Below are 18,946 nucleotides of genomic sequence, written 5' to 3'. Positions count from 1 at the left end.
ACGTGAACGCCACAGCCACAGCATCCTCAGGGAGCGGCCGCATACGCGTGCTGCTCGCCGCCTTCGTCTCCTTCCTCCTCATCGCCGCCGGAGCGGTGATCGTGCCGCCCGCCCACGCGGCCGGTGCCGCCGTCACGGCCGGAGTCGCGTCTGCGAGCACCTCCGGCGTGAGCGTGCAGGTGCAGGCGAGCGGACTTCCTGAAGTCGAGGGCGCCTATGCGGCGCTCATCGTGAAGGGCACCGAGGGCGGGCTCACCGGCGGCGGCGGGTACGCCGCCTTCGTGATGCCGACCGTCGCCGGCGGTGCGAGCACCTTCACACTCGACGCGCCGGCAGGTTCACTGGACCGCACGAAGTCGTACGAGGTGCTGGTGTGGCAGAAGCACTCGAACCCGGACGCCACCACGATCTACGGTCGCGGCGACGTCGCGATCTCCTCAGGACAGTGGGATGCCGTGTTCGGCCCCGTCCCCACCGAGCCGGGTGAGACGGATCCCGGCGAGACGGACCCCGGCACCGATCCCGGCGAGACCGATCCAGGGACGGACCCGGGCGAGACCATCCCCGCCGCCGCGATCGAGGTCTTCCTCGCGGACGGCACGACGCCGGCAGGCAGCACCGCGCTCAAGGCGGGCGACAAGGTCGTGGTGAAGGGGTCCGGCTACGACCCGACGGCGAACGTCGGAGGACGCGGGGCTCCGATCCCGAAGAACCTTCCTCAGGGCACGTATGTCGTCTTCGGGAACTTCGCGGCGGACTGGAAGCCCTCGACCGGAGCCGCATCGTCGACCCGCTCGGTGGGCGCACAGGTCTGGGCGCTCGCTGAGGGTGTCCTCGACCAGGTGCCGTCGCAGTACCAGGGCGCGATCCGCGCGCAGTGGGTCGACATCGCCGCCGACGGCACGTTCCAGGCGACGCTGACGCTGAAGGATGCCGCGGCGACCCCGGGCGCCTACGGCGTCTACACCTACGCGGCCGGCGGCGTCGTCAACGCCGACCAGGAGCGCAGTGCGGTCCTGAACTACGCCGAGACCCCGGCGGTCTCCGCGGCAGTGAAGTCGGCGACCGCCGAGGACGGCCTGACCGTCACGGCATCCGGCTCGAAGCTGGGGCCGATCACGGGTGCGTACGTCGCGGTCATCGAGGCCGGCACCGAGGCGGAAGTCACCGGCAGCAGCGGATTACTGGCGATGCAGTGGGTGCGACCGATCTCCGGTGGGACCTTCACCGTCGACCTGACCGCTGCGGCGGACACGCTCGACCGCACGAAGTCGTACGAGGTCATCGTGTGGAAGCAGCACTCGAATCCGGGCGCGAGCACGATGTACGCCCGCTCGGCCGTCAGCATCTCCGACGCGCAGTGGGAGAGCCTGCAGCCGGCTCCCGCCTCCGCGGCGATCGAGGTCTTCCTCGCCGACGGCACCACTCCGGCCGCGGGCGTCGCGCTCCGCGCCGGCGACAAGGTCGTCGTGAAGGGGTCCGGCTACGACCCGACGGCGAACGTCGGAGGACGCGGGGCTCCTATCCCGAAGAACCTTCCTCAGGGCACGTATGTCGTCTTCGGGAACTTCGCGGCGGACTGGAAGCCCTCGACCGGAGCCGCGTCGTCGACCCGCTCGGTGGGCGCGCAGGTCTGGGCGCTCGCTGAGGGTGTGCTCGACCAGGTGCCGTCGCAGTATCAGGGCGCGATCCGCGCGCAGTGGGTCGACATCGCCGCCGACGGCACGTTCGAGGCGACGCTGACGCTGAAGGATGCGGCGGCGACCCCGGGCGCCTACGGCGTCTACACCTACGCGGCCGGCGGCGTCGTCAACGCCGACCAGGAGCGCAGCGTGTCGCTGGACTACGGCAACGCAGCCGGCCTCGCGACGTCGGTCAAGACGGCGACCGCGAAGGACGGCCTGACCGTCACCGCGGCCGCGTCGCGGCTCGGCGGCATCGGGGGCGCGTACATTGCGCTGATCGAGGCGGGCACCGAGGACGAGGTCACGGCCGGGGGCGGCTTCCTCGCCATGAAGTTCGTGCAGAACGTCACGTTCGGCGCGTTCTCCGTCGATCTCACCACGGCGGCCAAGACGCTCGATCGCACCAAGGCGTACGAGGTGATCGTGTGGAAGCAGCACTCCATGCCGAACGCCGACACCGTCTACGCGCGCTCGACCGTGACCATCACCCCTGCGCAGTGGGATGCGCTGCTCGGCACGACTCCGCCGACCACCCCGACGACCCCGCCGGTGAGTGTGCCGGGCGGTTCGCTCCGTTGGGCGATCTCCTCGTCGTTCGCGAACTACATCACGAGTCCGATCGCACAGGGTTCCATCGCGGTCTCGGATGGCGCGACGCGTTCGGGCGGTCAGTTCCAGTTCGGTCAGACGGTCGGAGGCGACTACGACCTCGCCAGCGGTCTCGGCAGCGTCGTCTACCGCGGGTCGGTGCGCTTCACCGGCCACCACGGAGTGCTCGACGTCACCGTCTCGAACCCGCAGATCCGTATCACCTCGTCGGGTGCGGCGACGCTGTACGTGACGAGCGGTGGCGCGCAGGTGCCCTTCGCGACACTCGACCTCACTCGCGCGGCGCGCATCACCGCGAACGGCGCCGTGACGTACACCGCAGCTCCCGCCGCGCTGACCGCTGCCGGACGTGACCGCGTGCTGTCGGGCTATTCGACCGAGCTCAACCCCGTCACGTTCACGATCGGCTCCGTCGCAGCGGCGCCGGCCGGCACGACGGGCACGGTCGCCGCAGCGACGGTGAAGGCGAAGACCACGCTCCCGGCCACGCCGCCGGCGACCGAGGGCATCGATGTCGACGAGGAGAACCTCGCCGCGCTCGCATCCGGCAAGCCCGCCGAGGTGTCGGCATCCGGTTTCCAGCCGAACGAGGAGGGCATCAAGGTGGTCGTGTACTCGACTCCCGTGCTGCTGGACACCGTGACGGCGGATGCGAACGGTGTCGCGACCTGGTCGGGCGCGCTGCCCGCAGGGCTCGAGGACGGCGATCACACCCTCACCTTCCAGGGGTCGGTCGACCGCGGACTCACGTTCACGCTGGCCAGGGCCACGACGGTGATCGGGGCCTGCACGGTCGACGGCGCCACGCTCAAGTGGGGCTACAAGGAGTCGTTCCGCACCTACATCGAGGGCATCGCGAAGGGGGGCTGGACGCTGACGGACGTGGCGTATCAGTACCCGGACTACGTGTGGTCGGACGGCACCGGATCGTTCGACGACGAGACCCTGACCGGTCTGATCGCGTACGGCGGAAGCATCGCGTTCACGGGCCACGACGGTGCGCTGAACACGACGCTCGCGAACGCCGGCGTCGAGCTCGCCGGCGACAGGGGCTACCTCGTCTTCGACGTGACCGGCACCACCCAGGGCGGCGAGAGCATCGACCAGAAGGGCGTCCGTCTCGCGGAGTTCGCTCTCGGAGACGCAGCCGTCGTCGATGGCGTGCTGTCGCTCGACGCCGTTCCGACCACCCTGACCGAGGCGGGAGCGGCCGCGTTCGGCACCTACGCCGCGGGCGAGGCGCTCGACCCGGTCACGGCGGTCCTCCCGGTGGCTGCCGACTGCGGCGTCGTCGAGGAGGAGACCGAGGTCGACTCCGAAGCCTCCGCGTCGGTCACCGCCGCGACCGAGCCCGCTGCCTCCGAAGGGGCTCCGGTCTGGCCGTGGATCGTCGGCGGCCTGGTCGTCGTGGCGCTCGCCGCGACCGGCGGAGTGCTGATCGCCCGACGCAACCGGAAGCCGGAGACCGCGGAGACGACCACCGAGGTCTGATCCGACGCATGAGACGGAACGGCCCTCCCCGCGGCGGACGCGGGGAGGGCCGTTCTTCGCCGGCGGCCCGAACCCGGTTCCCGGCGTCCCCGGGCGGTGGGACAATGGAGGCATGGCCCCCACCGATTCCCACCAGACCGTCGAAGCGACCGTGCGCCGTGTGCCGCGGTACGGCGTGCTCATGGGCATCGGGGTCGTCGTCGGAGTCATCGCCGCCGGCATCCTCACGTGGATCGGCAGCTACGACGAGTCGCAGGCGCTCGACGTCGTCTACCCTCCGGGTCAGGTCTTCGGCTTCCTGCTGCTGTGGACGGTGCCGATCGGCATCGCCCTGGGCGGTGTCGTCGGTCTCATCCTGGAGCGCGTCGCGCGTCGTCACGACCGCGTCGTGCAGGTCGACCGCGAGACCGTCGTCGACGAGGACTGAGCTCTACGCCAGCTCGGCGATCACCGGACGGATCGCGGCGTCGAACGCCACGACGTCCCGGCGCAGGCCATCGGTCACGGCGACCGTGAGGGCGCCGATCCACCAGATGCCGCGCTGTGTGAACGGCAGCACCTGCACGTTCAGCTCGAACGAGTGGGCGCGTCGGCCGACCTCGCGCTCGAACTCGGCGATCGCACTCGCATAGGCACGGTAGGCGTCGCCGCCGGTGTGACTCTTCATCGAGTTCACGTAGCGGTCGTGCGCGGCGCGCGCGTACAGGAGAGCGGATGCCGCCTGCGGAGCGATCGCCGCTCTGAGCTCCTCCGCACCCGAGGCCGGGAGCGCGACCAGGGTGTCGAACCCGTCGATGAGCTCCAGCGGCACGTCGGAGCGATGCGCGCGCGGCTCGACCGTCATGTCCCAGTAGTCCCGCCACTGCGCCTCGACGGCGGGGGAGGCGTCGACGGCATCCGGAGCACGCACCGCCAGCTCGCGGAGGGTCGGCAGGTCTTCCGGGGTGCGGATCCCGAGACGCTGCCGCAGTGCGAGCGCGACGAGGACCGGAACGCTCGCGTCTTCGCGGATGAGCCACTGCGGCTTGTCGGCCATGGCCCCATCGTAGGCGGCTCGGGGGCCCGGATCCGAGGTCCGTCTTCGCGGAGAGTCGACCCGGCTCTGGGCGGTAGGCTGGAGGGGTGGCTGCCTCCCCCACCAATCCCTATTCCGAAGCCGGCGTCGACACCGCTGCAGGTGATCTCGCCGTCGAGCTGATGAAGTCGTCCGTGCGCGCGACGCACGGACCCGAAGTGCTCGGCGGTGTCGGCGGATTCGCCGGCCTGTTCGATGCCAGCGCGCTGCGCGACTTCCGTCGCCCGCTGCTCGCGACCAGTACCGACGGCGTCGGCACCAAGGTCGCGATCGCGCAGGCGATCGACAAGCACGACACGATCGGGCAGGACCTGGTCGGCATGGTCGTCGACGACATCGTCGTGGTGGGTGCGAAGCCGCTCTTCATGACCGACTACATCGCCTGCGGCAAGGTCGTTCCCGAGCGCATCGCCGACATCGTCCGCGGCATCGCCGAGGCGTGCTCGGCCACCGGCACGGCGCTCGTCGGCGGCGAGACCGCGGAGCACCCCGGCCTTCTCGGACCGCGCGACTACGACGTGGCGGGAGCCGCGACCGGTGTGGTCGAGGCGGATGCCATCCTCGGCGCGGATCGCGTGCAGGACGGCGACGCCGTCATCGCCGTGGCGTCCAGCGGCCTGCACTCCAACGGCTACTCGCTCGTCCGCCACATCGTCACCCGTGCGGGCATCGGCTACGGCGACAACGCCGCCGACTTCGGCACCACCTGGGGTGAGGCGCTCCTCGAGCCGACCCGCCTCTACACGCTTCCCCTGCTGCGACTGATCGAGCAGCTCGGCGGCGGGGTCCACTCGCTCAGCCACGTCACCGGAGGCGGCATCGCGGCGAACCTCGCGCGCGTGCTCCCGCAGGGCAGCTGGGCCGAGGTCGACCGCAGCAGCTGGTCGCCGAGCCCGGTGTTCCGCGTGCTCAGCGACATCGCCGGCTCCACGCTGGAGTCCGCGGAGGGCACCTGGAACCTCGGTATCGGGTTCCTCGCCGTGGTCGCCGCAGACAAGAAGGATGCCGCGATCGCGGCACTGAACGCCGAGGGCATGCCCTCGTGGCAGGTCGGGACCGTCGGCTTCGGCCCGAGACCCGCCGGCGTTTTCGAACAGGGCGCCAAGGGCGTCGACGGCGGAGCGGTGCGCCTCGTCGGCGCATACGCGGACGGAGCGAAGTAAGAGTCCATGTGCGGCATCGTCGGAATGGTGGGGTCAGCCCCGGTCAATCAGGACATCTACGACGCACTCCTGCTGCTGCAGCATCGCGGCCAGGACGCGACGGGCATCGCCACGGCGGAGACCAACGGCGTCATGCACAACGCCAAGGCGCAGGGGATGGTCCGCGAGGCGTTCCGCACCCGTGACATGCGCGCCCTGCTCGGCAACGTCGGGCTCGGCCACGTGCGCTACGCGACCAAGGGCACGGCGTCGAACGAAGAGGAGATGCAGCCGTTCTACGTGAACGCGCCCTACGGCATCATCCTCATCCACAACGGCAACCTCACCAACACGCGCGAGCTCACGGCCGACATGGCCAAGCGCGATCGCCGTCACCTCAACTCGTCCAGCGACACCGAGCTGCTGCTCAACGTGCTCGCCGGCGAACTGCAGAACACGACGTCGACCGTCGATCTCGATCCCGAGCGGGTGTTCGAGGCCGTCGCCCGCACGCACGAGCGCATCGAGGGCGCGTACGCCGTGATCGCCGTGATCGCCGGCTACGGACTCCTCGCATTCCGCGATCCGTTCGGTATCCGCCCGCTGATCCTCGGTCGTCGTCCCTCGACCGTCGCCGGTGCAGAGGGCAAGGACGAGTGGGTCGTCGCCAGCGAGTCGCTGGTGCTCGAGAACGGCGACTACGACGTCGTCCGCGAGGTCGAGCCCGGCGAGGCTGTCTTCATCACCAACGACGGCGAGCTGTTCTCCAAGCAGTGCGCCACGGCCGCGACGCTCGCGCCCTGCGCCTTCGAGTACGTCTATCTCGCGCGTCCCGACTCCGTGATGAACGGCATCTCGGTCTACGAGTCGCGCCTGCGCATGGGCGACCGTCTCGCCGACACGATCGCCAAGCACGTGCCGATGGACAAGATCGACGTGGTCATGCCGATCCCCGACTCCTCGCGCCCCGCCGCGATGGAGGTCGCCCGCAAGCTCGGCATCGAATACCGCGAGGGCTTCTACAAGAACCGCTACGTCGGCCGCACCTTCATCATGCCCGGACAGGCCGTGCGCAAGAAGAGCGTGCGTCAGAAGCTCAACGCCATGTCGACCGAGTTCCAGGGCAAGAACGTGCTGCTCATCGACGACTCGATCGTGCGCGGGACGACGTCCAAGGAGATCATCCAGATGGCCCGGGATGCCGGCGCCGCTTCGGTGACGTTCGCGTCGGCCGCCCCGCCGGTGCGGCATCCGCACGTCTACGGCATCAACATGCCCTCGCGCCACGAGCTCATCGCGCACGGCCGGACGATCCCCGAGATCGCGGAAGAACTCGGCTGCGACCACCTCGTCTACCAGGAGGTCGAAGACCTCAAGGCCGCGATCATCGAGGGGTCGGTCCTCACCGATCTCGACATGAGCTGCTTCGACGGCCGGTACGTCACCGGTACGGTCTCCGATGAATACCTCGCGTGGGTGGAGGGGTCGCAGACCTCATGACGATGCCGAGCGCGCGGCCGCTGTGGCAGGGCCGGGCACTCGCACTCGTGGGGATCGTCCTGGTGGCGTTCTCGCTGCGCTCGGCGGTCGCCTCGCTCTCGCCGGTGATCGACCACGTCGCTGCGGACTTCCCGGTCTCTCCGGTCGTCGTGGGTCTGATCGGCGCCGCCCCGCCCGTGTGCTTCGCGATCTTCGGTCTGCTGACGCCGCTGTTCGAGCGTCGCTTCGGCCTGGAGCGGATGGCGGTGGCCGCGATCACGCTGATGGCACTGGGCCTGCTGCTGCGCGGGTTCGCCGTGGACTCGACGACCCTGCTGGCGGCGACCGCGGTCGTGTTCGCGGGTGTCGGGTCGGGCAACGTCCTGCTGCCCCCGCTGGTGAAGAAGTACTTCCCCGATCGTCTCGGGATCATGATGACCGTCTACTCGACCACGATGGCGGTGTCGACCTTCCTGCCGCCGCTGGTGGCGGTGCCGGTGGCCGACTCGCTCGGCTGGCGGGTGTCGCTGGGCATGTGGGGCATCGTCGCGGGGATCGCGCTCGTGCCGTGGGTGGCTCTGCTCCTGAAGAGCGGATCGCGAGCGGGCGAGTCGCTGACGACGGAACTCCTCGTCCCCGACCCCACCGACGGCGTCAACGATCTGCAGGATGCTGTGGCGGCATCGACCGGTCCGATCTCGACCACGCCGGCGAACCGTCGGCACTTCGCCCGACTCTGGCGGCTGCCGCTCGCCTGGGCGCTCGCGATCGTCTTCGGCACGTCGTCGACCATGGCCTATGTCTCGTTCGCGTGGATGCCGACCATGCTCGTCGACATCGGCGACGTGACTCCGGCGACCGCGGGTCTGCTGCTGTCCCTGTTCGCGCTGATCGGCCTTCCCTGCTCGCTGCTGGTGCCGATCCTCGTGGTCCGCTTCCAGGCGACCCGCCCGCTCTTCTTCGTCGCCGTCGCCGGCGGTCTGGTCGGGCTCGCAGGTCTGCTGCTCGTCCCGACCGTGGCCCTGCCGCTGTGGGTGAGCATCTTCGGGCTCACGGCGATCATGTTCCCGCTGAGCCTCGTGCTGCTCAGCATCCGTGCGCGCACCCCGGAGAGCGCGGTCGCGCTGAGCGGATTCGTGCAGAGCATCGGCTACGCGATCGCCGCGACCTTCCCGCTGCTGGTCGGTCTTCTCCACGAGACGACCGCCGGCTGGCAGGTTCCCCTGCTCGTCATCGCCGGTGTGCTGATCGTCTCGATCCCCGCCGGTATCGTCGCAGGACGCCGCCGCACGGTCGAGGACGAGTGGGAGCGTCGGCACGGGCGCTGGTGAACCCGCGTGTCCGCACCGCTCCGGACACGACGAAACACCCGCACGTCGTGCGGGTGTCTCGGAGCAGATGGGGCGGTCAGGCCTTCTCTAGCTCGTCCTCGTCTTCGTCTTCATACTCATCGGCCCACTTGTCGACATAGGCGTCTTCGTCGGTCGGGTGAGCCAGCTCGCGCTCGAGCGCGGAGTAGTTCACCGACGGACTGTACGCCTTGAGTTCGCGGGCGATCTTGGTGTGTTTCGCCTTCTGACGGCCACGGCCCATGCGCGAGACCCCCTCACGAGTTAAGCTGCGGGCGGTGAGGCCCGAGGCATTCACGACACCGGCGCGAAGCCGGTAAGAGTAGCATTCAGAATAGCACGCGGGTAAGACCCTCTGGCTGATGCCAGGCTGGTGAAGGGAACGATCGTCATGACCGACAACACCTCCACTCCGTCCGACGAGGCCGCACAGAACGCGGCGCTGCAGAAGGCCGTCATCGTCGGCATGCAGTTGGACCAGGATCGACACGTGATCGACGAGGCCGTGCGGTACGCGCGGCTGCTCAGCGCGCCGCTCGTGGTGGCGCACGTCGATGTCACGCGTTTCGTGACGTACGAGGACCCGGACGGATATGTCCACTCCGCCCCGATCGACATCAACTTCGACGCCGGTGCCGCGGAGTTCGAAGCCGTCGAGGCAGCCGCGGCGAAGCTGCTCGAGGGAACCGATGTCACCTGGACCGCCCGACAGCTGGTCGGCGACCCGGCCCTGGCGATCAAGCAGCTCGCGAACAAGCTCAACGCCCAGTTGATCGTCGTCGGTACCCGCAAGCGCGGCATCGGCGAGTCGATCAGGGAGTTCTTCACGGGGTCGGTCGCGGCGCGTCTGACCCATCGTCAGCACCGATCGGTGCTCGTGGTCCCGCTCGGCGAGCCGGTCCCCGACGAGCAGAAGGAGATCTGGCCCGAGTAGCAGTCTCGCGCTCCGGAGGAGAGGAGGCCCCGTCGGCGTGACGCCGACGGGGCCTCCTGCTGCGCTCAGCCCATGCGGATGATGATGCCGTGGCGTCGCGCCGCCGGTGCCCCCGACGGGACCGATACGGCGACTTGCTGCCGCTGCGGCACGAGCGGAGAGGCGCTGGACCCGGGACGGGCTTCGGTCTCCTGCTGCGCGCGCGGTACGGCGCGCGCCGACGTGGTCATGATCCGGAGGTGCTCAGGGCGACGGTCACGCCGCGCGCCGCGTCGTCGAGTGCGGTCTCGAGATCGGTGACGACCGACGGAGACAGTGTGCCGCCCTTCGCCAGGTGCGTGCGCAGGTCGGTGCGGACCCGTGCCCGGAAGGCGTTGATGACGGCATCCGCCCGATGCATCTCCTCGCGACTGACGAGCCGGGAGTCGTCGGTCGCCGAGCGGGGGCGGTTCTTCGCCGCCGTGCGCTCGCCCTTCTCGGCCGCGGCGAGATCGGCGCGGAGGCTCTTCATCGCGTCCTGGACGCTTTGGCGCACCTCGCTCGCGATCAGCCGCACGGAGTCGGTGAGGCCGGCCTCGATTCCGGCCAGGTCGCCCTCACGCGATGCGAGCTCGGCCCGACCGGCCTCGGTGATCGCGTAGATGGTGGTGCGGCCGTCGACGGTCTTGGTGACCAGGCCCTCCTCCTCGAGCTTCGCGAGCCGGGGGTAGATGGTGCCGGCGCTCGGCGTGTAGGTGCCGCCGGTGCGGTCGGTGAGCGACTGGATGATGCCGTAGCCGTGCTGCGGAGCCTCGGCGAGGAGCGACAGCAGGTACAGACGGAGGTCGCCGTGGGAGAAGACTGCGGGACTCATGCTTCCCACTCCTCGTCTTCCGTGATCGATGCCGGCGTGCGCCGCAGCACTGTGACTCCGCCCGACACGGAGTTCGCGCGCAGGTCGACGAATCGACCGGAGAGCTCGCCCTTGGTGCCGGTGTAGTTGCTGGGGCCGGACGAGCTGCGCTCGACGCCGTCGATCAGCAGTCGTCCGCTCAGCGAACGGACGACGTAGTTGGCGGCCAGGGACTCGTCGAGCCGGACCGTCGTGCCGCCGGAGACCGAGTTGATGTTGATGGTGTTCACATCGCCCGCGGCATCGACGAGCGTCGAGCCCGAGACGATGTCGACGGTCGCCCGCCGAACGGCGCCCGTGACGGCCACGTCGCCCGAGACGCTGTTCGCGCTGATCGAGCCGGTCAGCCCGCGCACCTGCACGTCGCCGGAGACGGAGTTGACCGTGAGGTCGCCGATGAGCGTGTCGACGATGATGTCGCCCGACACGGTGTTGAGCCGTGCGTCGTTGCGGAGGCCCGAGACCAGAGCGCCGGCGCTGACGACGCCGAGGTTCAGGGCGATCGAGCGGGGGACCGCGACGCTCACCTCGGCGCGGGGGCCGCCGGAGCCGAAGTTGCGGAACACCTCGAGGAAGTTGTCCCAGCCCAGCTGCGGGTGGTCGATCTCGACCTCGCCGTCGTGGGACTCGATGCGGAGGTCTTTGGTGGTGACGCCGTGCACCTCGATGCGGATGCCCGGTTCGTCGTGGGCGATGATGTCGACCTGTCCGCCGACGAGGCCGACCTTGAGGCGGGTGACGGATTCGATGTCGATGACGCGTTCCTCGCCGGGGGCGATGAGCCACTTCTCGGTCATGTCTGCTTCTCCTGTGTTGAGGGTCACGATATATCGTGTGTTGCCACAATAACACGATATATCTCGATGGTGTCAACCCTGCGTGCGAGAGAGGCCCGGTCGCCGGGGCGGCAGCGCGTCCGTCCGGACCCCGCGAAGCCGACCGGTAGTCTTCGACGGAAGGACTTCGAGGGGAGAAGACGTGGCCGGGCGATCGACGAAGCAGCCCATCGCCGACCGAATGTACGAGGTGCTGCTGCATCAGTTCATGTCGGGAGAGCGGGCGGCAGGACAGAGCCTGAACATCGGAGCCCTGTCGCGTGAGCTGGACGTCAGCCAGACGCCTCTGCGTGAGGCGCTCGCGCGGCTGGAGCACACCGGGCTCGTCCAGCGCGAGGCGCTGCGCGGCTACCAGGTGGCTCCCGTCATGACGCGCGAAGAGGTGGAGCAGCTGGGGGAGGCCCGCGTGCTGCTGGAGCCCCGTCTCGCGTACGAGGCCGCTCTGCGCACGACGCCGGAGTTCCTGGAGGGGCTGCGCGAGGCGGTCGAGGACTTCCGCCGCTCGGCCGAGGTCGCCGACACCGAGACCGAAGGCTTCGACCTCTACTGGCGCAGTGACGCGCGCTTCCACATGATGATCGCCGCACAGTCGGGCAATGCCTTCCTGGAGATGTCGTACGCCGCGCTCGGTGGTCAGATCCAGCGGTTCCGACTGTTCTCGAAGTTCGGACGCACGGGCGCCGTCAGCGCGGCGCCGGAGCACAATGCGGTCTACGAGGCGATCGTGGCCGGTGACGCGGACGGCGCGGCCGAGGCGATGCGCCACCACATCATCGGCGCGACCGAGAGGCTCCTCGAGGGCTAGTCAGCCCGCCGGGCTCCCGGTTCTGCGCTATACTATTTTTTGTGATGGCGCAGAACGAGGGACCCATGTCGATGCCGACGACCGGATCAATCGGATCGTCGGGGTATATCGCGCGCCCGCTCGTGGAGGGCTTTCCCGGGAAGTCGCGTTCGCACGGGGCCTTCGGCTGGAGCAGTCTGTGGCTTCTCGACGACGGCGTCCGCCGGGTGCTCATCGACGCCGGTCAGCCCGCGTACGTCCCCCTCATCCACGCCGGTCTCGAACGTCTCGGGCTGACGACGGACGACGTGACCGACGTGCTGCTGACCCACATGCACTGGGACCACGTCTCGAACTTCCCGATGTTCGCCAACGCGACCACGTGGGTCGGTGAGAAGGAGCTCCGCTGGGCGGCGGACCAGCCCGCCGGCACCCCGTTCATTCCCGACCTGCACGTGCAGGAGCTCCTGCGTCGCACCGACCGCGTCGAACGCATGGCCGCCGGGCAGGAGGTGGTTCCGGGCATCCACGCCGTCGACAGCGGCGGGCACACCCCGCACCACCTCGCCTTCTATCTCGACCGCGCAGCGGACAAGCGCGTTTTCGCGGGCGACGCGGTCAAGAACGTGTACGAGCTCGCCTCCGGGCGGGTCGATTCCACGCTGGACGCCGAGGCCAGTGCCACCACGATCGCCGCGATGCGCTCGCTGCTGACCGACACCGGAGCGACGCTCGTGCCCGGACACGACGTGGAGCTGCACTGGGACGGACGCACCGCGCTGCGCCGGCACCCGCAGCGAGCCGAGATCGGCTTCTTCGCCGACGCATCGACGGGTGAAGAGGACCGCAGCATCGGCTGAGCGCCGATGCGGAAGGAGAGGATGACGATGACGACAGTGCTGTACACCGGCGGGACGGGACGGATGGGCCGGGTGATCCGTGAAGGACTCGCCTCCCGCTACGACCGCGTCGTGCTGTTCGCGCGCTCCGACGCCGACGAAACCCTCTTCCCCGGCGAGCAGGTCGTGATCGGCGACCTCGGCGATCTCGATGCCCTCACCGCGGCCGCCGACGGCGTCGACGTCATCGTGCACCTCGGAGGCATCGCCGATGAGGCCCCGTACGACAGCATCCGCAGCGTCAACATCGACGGGACGTACCACGTGTACGAGGCTGCGCGACGTGCCGGTGTTCGTCGGGTCGTCTACGCCAGCTCCAACCACGTGGTCGGTTTCCACCCCGCGAGCGAGGTGCTGGACGAGAGCGCCCCGCTCCGCCCCGACACCTTCTACGGGGTGTCGAAGGCGTTCGGCGAGGCGCTCGCCAGCCTGTACCACGACAAGTGGGGGATCGAGTCGGTGCTCGTGCGCATCGGCACCTTCCGTCCGGCGCCCGAGGACAGGCGTCAGCTCGCGCTCTGGCTCAGCTGGCGCGACGGCGTCGAGCTCTTCCGCTGCGCGATCGAGAGCCCACCCGTGGGCTGCCAGGTCGTGTACGGCTGTTCGGCCAACACGGAACGCTGGTGGAACGGTGACGCCGGATGGGCGGCCATCGGCTACGTCCCGCGCGACGACGCCGCCGACCACGCCGACGCCGTGGACCTCGGCGCCCCCGCACCCACCTTGCACGGCGGCGCATTCGCCGCCCCCGACTACGAAGGAGGGATCTGGTGACGACGACCGATTCCCACGACGTGCTGATCACCACGGCGTTCCTCGAACCCGGCGACGAGGTCGATCGGATGCTGCGCGCCGCCGGTCTCACGACCCGGCACGAGCCCGAGCTGGCACAGCTGGCACCCGACGACCGTGCCGACGCGCTGTCCGGAGCGCGCGCCATCATCGCCGGCACACGGCCGCTGGGCGAGGAGGAGTTCGCGCTCGCCCCGGACCTGCAGATCGTCGTGCGCACCGGCGTCGGCTATGACAGCGTCGACGTGAGCGCCGCGACGGCACGCCGGATTCCCGTGTGCGTGACGCCCGGCGCGAATCGCCAGGCCGTCGCCGAGCACGTCTTCGCCCTGGCGCTGGCGTGCGCCCGTCGCATCCCCGAGAACGTGAGCAATCTGGCCGCGGGCACGTGGCAGCAGCTCACCGGTCGGGAGCTGCACGGGTCGACCCTCGGGATCCTCGGCCTCGGCTCGATCGGCAAGGCGGTCACGACGATCGCCGCGGGCTTCGGCATGCACATCGTCGCGTACGACCCGTACTTCGATGAGGACTTCGCTGCGGCACACGGCATCCGTCGTCTCGATCTGGACGAGCTGCTGCGCGAGGCGGACTTCGTGACCCTGCACCTCTTCCTCGACGAATCCACCCGGAACCTCATCGATGCGTCCCGGCTGGCGCTGATGAAGGACGACGCGGTGCTCATCAACACCGCGCGCGGCGGCATCGTCGATGAGGACGCCCTGGTGGATGCGGTGCGGGACGGACGTATCGGCGCCGCCGCGCTCGACGTGTTCGCAGACGAACCGCTCGGCGCGTCGAGTCCGCTCCTGCACACTCCCGGCATCCTCGCCACGACGCACGTCGCCGGCGCGACCCGCGAGGCGCGCGGCGAATCGGGCCGAATGGCCGCTCGCAACGTGATCGCCGCTCTCGGCGGTGCGGCGCCGGAGTTCGTGGTCAACCCCGACTACAGCGCGGTGTCGGCATGATCGTCGAGTCGTCGACGGGGCCGGTGCGCCTCGCCGCCAACCTGAAGTGGATGTTCACCGAGGTGCCGTTCGCCGAGCGCTTCGACGCGGCAGCCGACGCCGGGTTCACCGCGGTGGAGTTCGCCTCACCGTACGAGCTCGCGCCCGCGGAGGTGCGTCGCCTGCTGGACGACGCAGGACTCGCGCAGATCCTCATCAACACGCCCGCCGGTGCGCCCGGCTCCGCCACCGCATCCGGTGCGGCGTACGTGCCCGGTGCGGAGAAGGAGTTCCGCGACGGCGTGCTGCGCGCGCTGGAGTACGCCGACGTCCTCGGCGCACGCGTGGTGCACGCGATGGCCGGCATCAAGCCGGCCGATGCCGACGCGGATTCCGCGTACGCGACGTACGTGTCGAACATCTCCTGGGCCGCCGATCAGGCGCGCGGCACGGGTGTGCGGCTGGCGTTGGAGGCGATCAACAAGCGCGATCAGCCCGGTTACGGTCTGGCCTCGATGGAGACCGCGGCGGCCGTCGCGCAGAGCGTCGATCCGGAGACGGTCGGCGTGCTGTTCGACGTCTACCACGCCCAGGTCGACCGCGGAAACGTCATCGAGCGGTTCGAGAAGCTGCTGCCCGCCGTCGCGCACGTGCAGATCGCCGACAACCCCGGACGCGGCGAACCCGGCACGGGCGAGATCGCCTACGAGCGTGTGCTCGCGCGCATCGCTCAGAGCGGCTATCCCGGATGGATCGGCTGCGAGTACGCCCCCGTCGCGGGGACCCGCGACGGGCTCTCCTGGATCGAGAGGACCATCCGATGACCGACCCGAAGATCGCGCTCATCAGCGCCACCCCGCTGGCGATCGCCCCCGCAGCGGCGGCGATCGCGGCCGCTGTTCCCACAGCGACCGTGTGGAACCTGCTCGACGACCGCCTGCTCGCCGACGCCCACGTCGAGGGCGGCATCACCGCGCCGTTGGCTGCCCGGATGGACAGCCTCATCGAACTCGCGCTCGCCGGCGGAGCGGATGGCGTGCTGCTGACCTGTTCGCAGTTCGGGGTGCGTGCCGACCGACGTGATCGCGCTGTCGACGGGGCCCCGGTGCTGTCGGCAGACGGTCCGCTGTTCGCCGAGGCGGTCGCCGCCGCGCCCGCTCGCGTGCTGCTCGTGGCCTCGCTCGAGTCGTCCGCGAGCGACAGCACGGCCCGGCTGACGGCGGCCTTCGTCGAGAGCGGCTCAGCGGCGCAGGTGCACCCGCTGGTGGTGTCCGCGGCGGCCGTCCCGCTGGCCGCGCCCGACCTGATCGACGCTCTCGCCACGGCGATCGCCGCGGTCGACGAGCCCTACGATCTCATCGTGCTCGCCCAGTACTCCCTCGCCGCCGCGGCCGAAGCCCTCGCGGATCGTTTCGATGTGACCGTGCTCGACGGGCCGGCCGCAGCTGCGCGCCGACTGACCGCGGCGTTGCACGAGGACCGTCGATGATCGGTGTCATCGCCGACGACGTGACGGGGGCGACGGATGTCGCGGCCGCGCTTCGCCGTGCCGGTCTGCGCACCCTCTTGGTCCTCGGCACGGACATCGACGATCCGGCGGTCTCGGCGGACGCCGTCGTCATCGGGCTGAAGACACGCTCCCTCCCTGCCGCGGCGGCGGTCGCACAGAGCCTCGACGCGCTCGAGGTCCTTCGGCAGCGCGGAGCCGACCGCATCTACGTCAAGTACTGCTCGACCTTCGACTCCACCGCCGAGGGCAACATCGGGCCGGTCACCGAGGCGGTCGCCCACGAGCTCGGCGCCGACCTGGTCGTGACGACCCCGGCCGCGCCGCTGCACGGTCGCACCGTTTACCGCGGGCACCTCTTCGTCGGCGACACCCTGCTCGCGGAGACCCACATGCGCGATCACCCGGTGACGCCGATGCGCGACTCCTCGGTCCTCCGGCTGCTCGCGGCGCAGAGCGCGGCACCGGTCGCGACCGTGTCCCTCGATGTGGTGCAGCAGGGTGCCGATGTCGTAGGCGAGATGCTGGGCCGCGCTCGCGCGGACGGCGCCCTCCAGGTAGTGGTGGATGCCGTCACGGACGCCGACCTCGCCATCCTCGCCACCGTCGTCGGGGCCGACGCGCTCGTCGCCGGATCCGCCGGCCTGATCGGAGCGATCGCGCGGCGGGAGACGGCGGACGGCACGGTCGCCCCTGCCCCGCCTCGGGGGCGTACCGCGATCATCGCGGGCAGCTGCTCCCGGCGCACCCTCGAGCAGATCGAACGCTTCGTCTCCTCGGGGAGCCCCGCTCATCGTGTCGCCGCCGAACCCGGCGACACCGCGGAGCAGCTCGCCGCGCGCGCCGTCGAGTGGTGGGATCGCCAACCCGCCGACGCAGCCGCCCTCATCTACTCCTCCAGCCCCGCGTCCGAACGTCGCGACGACGTTCCGGGCGCCGGTGAGCTGTACGAGCGCACGGCGGGCCTCATCGCCGCGCAGCTGTCCGATCGCGGCGTGAAGCGCATGCTCATCGCCGGCGGCGAGACCTCGGGCGAGGTCATCCGCGCGCTCGGCACCACCGTCGCGGTCGTGGGGGAGGAGGTCGCGCCGGGTGCGCCGTGGATCCACGACGAACGGCGCGATGTGCACCTGGTGCTCAAGTCGGGGAACTTCGGCGACGAGGACCTGTTCGTGGATGTCGCGAGCCGAGGGCTCACCGCATGAGCGACGCCGCCCGCCGCGCGATCGAACGCGTCGCGCACTCGATCCATCGCCGCGGCCTCACCCACGGTCGCACCGGGAACCTCGCGGTGCGTGACGGTGACGACGTTCTGCTCACGCCGACGGGCGTCAGTCTCGCCGACATCGAGGCGGACCGGCTGTCGGTGGTCGCGCTCGACGGCACGCACATCGATGGGCCCAAGCCCACGAAGGAGGCGTTCCTGCACGTCGCCATGCTGCGCGTGCGCCCCGACCTGAACGCCGTCGTGCACACGCACTCGGTTCACGCGGCAGCCGTGTCGTGTCTGGCCGACGTCGATCCCGAGGCTCCGATCCCGCCGCTCACCGCCTACTTCGGCATGCGCGTCGGGAGCCTGCGGATGCTGCCGTACTTCGCCCCGGGCGACCCTGCCGCGACCGGCGCAGTGGAAGAGGCGGCGCGTGCCACGCACGCTCTGCTGCTGCGCAATCACGGTCCGGTCGTCGCCGGGGCCGACCTGGACACGGCGGTCGATGCCCTGGAAGAGCTCGAGCACACCGCCCAGCTGTTCTTCCTCACCCGCGGCCTCACCACGGCCCCGCTCACCCCCGCGCAGCTGCATGCGCTCGCGGCGCCCTCCGAAAGGACTCCCTCCTCGTGATCACCCTGTACAGCGGCCTCGTCGTCCAGAAGCCCCTCGTCGAGCAGATCATCCCCGCGTTCGAGCGCGAGACTGGTGCCCGGATCGATGCGACGTTCGAGCCCACGACCGTGCTGCTCGAGCGGATCGCCGCGGGGGAGCGCCCCGACCTGGTGCTCGGGGTCTCGTCCTCGGTCGCCGACCTCGCACGCGGCGGGGTGCTCGATCCCGACCGCGTCGCGGAGATCGCGGTCTCGTCCGTGGGATACGCGCGGCTCGACGGCGGGCCACGACCGGCCGATGATTCGGCGACGGCTTTCCTCGACTATCTGCTCTCCGCCCGCGCGGTCGCGTACACGCTCAGCGGCGCGAGCGGAGTGCATTTCATGAAGGTGCTGCGCGAGCGCGACCTTCTCGAGCGGCTCGACGAGCGCGCCGTGCGCTGCGAATCCGGCCTCACGGTGGAGGCGCTGCTCGACGGTCGCGCGGATGTCGCGGTCCAGCAGGTCAGCGAGCTGCGTTCGGTCGCCGGTCCGCAGATCGTGGAGCCGATCCCGCACGAACTGCAGTCCTACGGGCGGTTCGCCGTCGGGGCTCGCCCCGGAGCCGGGGATGACGCGGCACGATTCGTCACCCTCCTGACCGAGAAGTCGACGCAGGACGCGTTCGCCGCGTTCGGGCTGTCACGTCCCTGATCCCCTAC

Annotated in this window: 20 protein-coding genes; 15 read left to right on the top strand and 5 right to left on the bottom strand. The window is 70.1% G+C overall.

Features of this window, described 5'->3' with window-relative positions; genetic code table 11:
* The first annotated feature begins 2 nt into the window (after positions 1-2).
* Both CQ045_RS06695 and CQ045_RS06690 read left to right on the top strand, forming a co-directional pair.
* Positions 3-3,785 carry an HtaA domain-containing protein gene (locus CQ045_RS06695; RefSeq protein WP_146115195.1) on the top strand — a complete coding sequence of 1,261 codons (3,783 nt, stop codon included), beginning with the start codon at positions 3-5 and terminating at the stop codon, positions 3,783-3,785.
* 112 nt (positions 3,786-3,897) lie between these two features.
* A complete protein-coding gene (locus CQ045_RS06690; RefSeq protein WP_105721888.1) occupies positions 3,898-4,212 on the top strand; it encodes a potassium transporter Trk in 315 nt (104 codons plus the stop codon).
* 3 nt (positions 4,213-4,215) lie between these two features.
* On the opposite strand, the gene CQ045_RS06685 is transcribed toward CQ045_RS06690, so the two are convergent.
* The gene (locus CQ045_RS06685; protein ID WP_105721886.1) at positions 4,216-4,821 is read right to left on the bottom strand and encodes a zinc-binding alcohol dehydrogenase; all 606 of its coding nucleotides are present in this window, start codon (positions 4,819-4,821) and stop codon (positions 4,216-4,218) included.
* An 86-nt stretch (positions 4,822-4,907) separates the two neighbouring features.
* Between CQ045_RS06685 and purM the strand changes: the two genes are divergently transcribed.
* From purM to CQ045_RS06670, 3 genes are read left to right on the top strand one after another with little or no spacing between them, the layout of a single operon-like run.
* Complete coding sequence (gene purM / locus CQ045_RS06680) at positions 4,908-6,023, top strand: phosphoribosylformylglycinamidine cyclo-ligase (RefSeq protein WP_105721884.1); 1,116 nt, start codon at positions 4,908-4,910, stop codon at positions 6,021-6,023.
* Positions 6,024-6,029: 6 nt separating this feature from the next.
* Entirely contained in the window at positions 6,030-7,502 is a 1,473-nt protein-coding gene (purF, locus tag CQ045_RS06675; RefSeq protein WP_105721882.1) for an amidophosphoribosyltransferase, read from the top strand.
* Positions 7,499-8,812, top strand: a complete 1,314-nt coding sequence (locus CQ045_RS06670; RefSeq protein ID WP_105721880.1) for a CynX/NimT family MFS transporter — start codon at positions 7,499-7,501, stop codon at positions 8,810-8,812. The genes purF and CQ045_RS06670 overlap by 4 nt, the downstream gene beginning before the upstream one ends.
* Positions 8,813-8,888: 76 nt before the next feature.
* Here the strand turns inward: CQ045_RS06670 and CQ045_RS06665 are convergent, their stop codons facing one another.
* On the bottom strand, positions 8,889-9,074 hold the full coding sequence (locus tag CQ045_RS06665; protein WP_029263716.1) for a DUF3073 domain-containing protein: 186 nt from the start codon (positions 9,072-9,074) through the stop codon (positions 8,889-8,891).
* A 147-nt stretch (positions 9,075-9,221) separates the two neighbouring features.
* Between CQ045_RS06665 and CQ045_RS06660 the strand changes: the two genes are divergently transcribed.
* Positions 9,222-9,764, top strand: a complete 543-nt coding sequence (locus tag CQ045_RS06660) for a universal stress protein (RefSeq protein ID WP_105722216.1) — start codon at positions 9,222-9,224, stop codon at positions 9,762-9,764.
* A 65-nt stretch (positions 9,765-9,829) separates the two neighbouring features.
* On the opposite strand, the gene CQ045_RS18780 is transcribed toward CQ045_RS06660, so the two are convergent.
* The 3 genes from CQ045_RS18780 to CQ045_RS06650 are packed head-to-tail and all read right to left on the bottom strand — an operon-like array spanning position 9,830 to position 11,453.
* Positions 9,830-9,994, bottom strand: coding sequence for a hypothetical protein (locus tag CQ045_RS18780; protein WP_181156466.1), 165 nt, complete (start codon positions 9,992-9,994; stop codon positions 9,830-9,832).
* Entirely contained in the window at positions 9,991-10,617 is a 627-nt protein-coding gene (locus CQ045_RS06655) for a PadR family transcriptional regulator (RefSeq protein WP_105721878.1), read from the bottom strand. The genes CQ045_RS18780 and CQ045_RS06655 overlap by 4 nt, the downstream gene beginning before the upstream one ends.
* Entirely contained in the window at positions 10,614-11,453 is an 840-nt protein-coding gene (locus tag CQ045_RS06650; protein ID WP_105721875.1) for a DUF4097 family beta strand repeat-containing protein, read from the bottom strand. The genes CQ045_RS06655 and CQ045_RS06650 overlap by 4 nt, the downstream gene beginning before the upstream one ends.
* Before the next feature lie 181 nt (positions 11,454-11,634).
* Between CQ045_RS06650 and CQ045_RS06645 the strand changes: the two genes are divergently transcribed.
* The 9 genes from CQ045_RS06645 to CQ045_RS06605 are packed head-to-tail and all read left to right on the top strand — an operon-like array spanning position 11,635 to position 18,938.
* Complete coding sequence (locus tag CQ045_RS06645) at positions 11,635-12,297, top strand: GntR family transcriptional regulator (protein WP_258130977.1); 663 nt, start codon at positions 11,635-11,637, stop codon at positions 12,295-12,297.
* A 44-nt stretch (positions 12,298-12,341) separates the two neighbouring features.
* Positions 12,342-13,136, top strand: a complete 795-nt coding sequence (locus tag CQ045_RS06640; RefSeq protein WP_258130986.1) for an MBL fold metallo-hydrolase — start codon at positions 12,342-12,344, stop codon at positions 13,134-13,136.
* A gap of 27 nt (positions 13,137-13,163) precedes the next feature.
* Entirely contained in the window at positions 13,164-13,949 is a 786-nt protein-coding gene (locus tag CQ045_RS06635) for an NAD(P)-dependent oxidoreductase (protein ID WP_105722212.1), read from the top strand.
* Positions 13,946-14,935, top strand: a complete 990-nt coding sequence (locus tag CQ045_RS06630) for a phosphoglycerate dehydrogenase (RefSeq protein WP_105721871.1) — start codon at positions 13,946-13,948, stop codon at positions 14,933-14,935. The genes CQ045_RS06635 and CQ045_RS06630 overlap by 4 nt, the downstream gene beginning before the upstream one ends.
* On the top strand, positions 14,932-15,738 hold the full coding sequence (locus CQ045_RS06625; protein ID WP_105721869.1) for a hydroxypyruvate isomerase family protein: 807 nt from the start codon (positions 14,932-14,934) through the stop codon (positions 15,736-15,738). Before CQ045_RS06630 ends, CQ045_RS06625 begins: the two co-directional genes overlap by 4 nt.
* Positions 15,735-16,403, top strand: coding sequence for a hypothetical protein (locus CQ045_RS06620; protein WP_105721866.1), 669 nt, complete (start codon positions 15,735-15,737; stop codon positions 16,401-16,403). Before CQ045_RS06625 ends, CQ045_RS06620 begins: the two co-directional genes overlap by 4 nt.
* Entirely contained in the window at positions 16,400-17,626 is a 1,227-nt protein-coding gene (gene otnK / locus CQ045_RS06615; RefSeq protein WP_105721864.1) for a 3-oxo-tetronate kinase, read from the top strand. The genes CQ045_RS06620 and otnK overlap by 4 nt, the downstream gene beginning before the upstream one ends.
* Positions 17,623-18,264, top strand: coding sequence for a class II aldolase/adducin family protein (locus tag CQ045_RS06610; protein ID WP_105721863.1), 642 nt, complete (start codon positions 17,623-17,625; stop codon positions 18,262-18,264). The genes otnK and CQ045_RS06610 overlap by 4 nt, the downstream gene beginning before the upstream one ends.
* Positions 18,261-18,938 carry a substrate-binding domain-containing protein gene (locus CQ045_RS06605; protein ID WP_105721862.1) on the top strand — a complete coding sequence of 226 codons (678 nt, stop codon included), beginning with the start codon at positions 18,261-18,263 and terminating at the stop codon, positions 18,936-18,938. Before CQ045_RS06610 ends, CQ045_RS06605 begins: the two co-directional genes overlap by 4 nt.
* The last annotated feature ends 8 nt before the right edge of the window (positions 18,939-18,946 follow it).

This window comes from Microbacterium sp. MYb66, from assembly GCF_002979435.1.
Lineage (GTDB): Bacteria > Actinomycetota > Actinomycetes > Actinomycetales > Microbacteriaceae > Microbacterium.
Note: the sequence above shows the minus strand (reverse complement) of the source record. Positions and strands in the feature narration are given on the sequence as shown.